The organism is Kitasatospora sp. NPDC088742 (assembly GCF_055584905.1).
This window is the reverse complement of record NZ_JBVJLD010000114.1, coordinates 1-1,776: the sequence shown is the minus strand read 5'-3', so window position 1 is coordinate 1,776 and position 1,776 is coordinate 1. Positions and strand designations below refer to the sequence as shown.

The window sequence follows — 1,776 nt, the reverse complement described above, 5'->3', positions numbered from 1 at the left end:
AGCACCAAGGCCGCGCCGAAGAACGACACCACCGCGGCCTCGCGCGGCACCGAGCGCAAGCCCGTCGAGAAGAGCGCCCCGGCCGCCCCGGCCGCGCCGGCGGCGCCGGTCGCCTCCGCGCAGCAGAGCACCGGTGGCGGCTACACCGTCAAGAGCGGTGACACCCTGGGCGCCATCGCCGCCGCCCACGGCGTGGACCTCAACACCCTCTACACCACCAACGCCGCCGTCATCGGTGGCGACATCGACATGATCCTGCCCGGCCAGGTGCTGAGCATCTGACCTCTACGGCCGGTACCGGCCAGCCGACGAAGCCTCTCTTCACCGACCCCGGTCGGCGAAGAGAGGCTTCGTCGTATCCCTGACGCGCACCCAGGCGCGTGACGGCGGCCAGCTTAAGCTGGCTCTGGCGCGAGTTCCGTGAAGGGGCGCTTGCTGGTCCCGAAGGCCACCTGTCTTGTCTGCCTGGGAACATGTCGGCATGACGATCTCTGCTGTGCTCTTCGACGTGGACGGAGTCCTGTTGGACTCCGCCGCCGCTCACCGGAAAGTCTGGGACTCCTGGTCGTTGGCGCGAGGACTGGACCCTGAGAAGGTGTGGCAGCTCACCTTCGGGCGGCGTCCCGAGGACACTGTCCAAGACGCAGCCGCCCATCTGGACCCGGCCGTCGAGCGGAAGGTACTCGACAGCCTGTTGGCCGGGGAACGCGACAGCATCGGGCCGGTCGACGGCGCCGGTGATCTGCTGGCAGCACTGTCCGACAGCCCGTGGGCGATCGTGACCTCCGGCGACCAGGCCTTCGTCGAATCCCGTTTCATGGCGACAGGCCTCCCCCTCCCAACGGTGCAGGTCTATGGCAGCGATGTGGAACGCGCCAAGCCCGCGCCGGACTGCTTCGCCCTCGCCGCGTCTCGGCTCGGCGTCGCCGCCTCGGCGTGCGTGGTCGTCGAGGACGCCCCCGCTGGAGTAGCCGCTGCGGTGGCAGCCGGCTGCACGGTGATCGGCTTGACGACAACCCACCGGGAAGAAGCACTGCGGCAGGCGCACATGCGTGCCGGGTCCTTGGCGGAGGTACGCAGCCTGCTGATCGCAGAACGGTTTCTGGTAGAGCATTGACCTGTGGGGGACCGTCCGCGGCGGTTCGGCGATGTTGATCGTCAGATGGTGAGGAGTACTCGCTTTCGCAGGAGGTCGAGCTTCGCGCGGCCGAACATCTGACGCTTGATCATCTTGATCCGGTTGACGTAGCCCTCGACCGGGCCGGAGTTCCAGCGGAGCGTGAGGCCGGCCATGACCGCGTCCCAGTCCTTGCGCAGGCCAGTGGCGAAGCCTCGCAGCTCGGGCAGACCGCTGGCCTCGGCATCCGCACTCCACTCTTCGAGTTCCTCCTGGCCGCGGCGGTTGACGAGGATCGAGGCGAACCGCGCGATGAGGTTGCACGCATCGTCCAACTCCCGGCAACGGAGGCGTACGTCCTTCAGGAGGACTTGCTGTGCCTCGGATCGGTGGTCGGGGTGGGTGAGGATCAGCCTGGTCACCTCGCGGACCTTGGGGACCGGCGGGCGGGTGGTCGGCTTGGCGTTCTCGCGTAGCCGGTGCACGAAGCGGCGGACGGTCCGCTCACTGACGGCGAGGCCACGCTCGGAGAGTTCACGGTGGAGCCGAACTGCGCTGTGACATACGCTCCTATAGTTGTCAACTCGCGGCGGAGACTGTTCGTGGGGCCGGTCGGAGCAGGTGGTAGACCTCGCGGATGACATAGCGTTTGAGGCAGC

Annotated in this window: 3 protein-coding genes; 2 read left to right on the top strand and 1 reads right to left on the bottom strand. The window is 68.0% G+C overall.

The features are described from left to right. Together ACZ6ZR_RS38655 and ACZ6ZR_RS38650 are read left to right on the top strand one after the other, a co-directional pair. A partial coding sequence (locus tag ACZ6ZR_RS38655; RefSeq protein WP_465650713.1) for a LysM peptidoglycan-binding domain-containing protein occupies positions 1-282 on the top strand: 282 nt, incomplete at its 5' end. 199 nt (positions 283-481) lie between these two features. Further along, entirely contained in the window at positions 482-1,117 is a 636-nt protein-coding gene (locus ACZ6ZR_RS38650; protein ID WP_465650711.1) for an HAD-IA family hydrolase, read from the top strand. A gap of 41 nt (positions 1,118-1,158) precedes the next feature. Here ACZ6ZR_RS38650 and ACZ6ZR_RS38645 read toward each other — a convergent pair whose 3' ends face one another. Then, positions 1,159-1,761, bottom strand: a complete 603-nt coding sequence (locus ACZ6ZR_RS38645) for an ISL3 family transposase (RefSeq protein ID WP_465650715.1) — start codon at positions 1,759-1,761, stop codon at positions 1,159-1,161. Positions 1,762-1,776: the final 15 nt, after the last annotated feature.

What these genes read in the sequence shown, in the direction of transcription:
- ACZ6ZR_RS38650 (WP_465650711.1), top strand. Translation starts at nt 482, where the DNA reads ATGACGATCTCTGCTGTGCTCTTCGACGTGGACGGAGTCCTGTTGGAC.
- ACZ6ZR_RS38645 (WP_465650715.1), bottom strand. Translation starts at nt 1,761, where the DNA reads ATGTCATCCGCGAGGTCTACCACCTGCTCCGACCGGCCCCACGAACAG.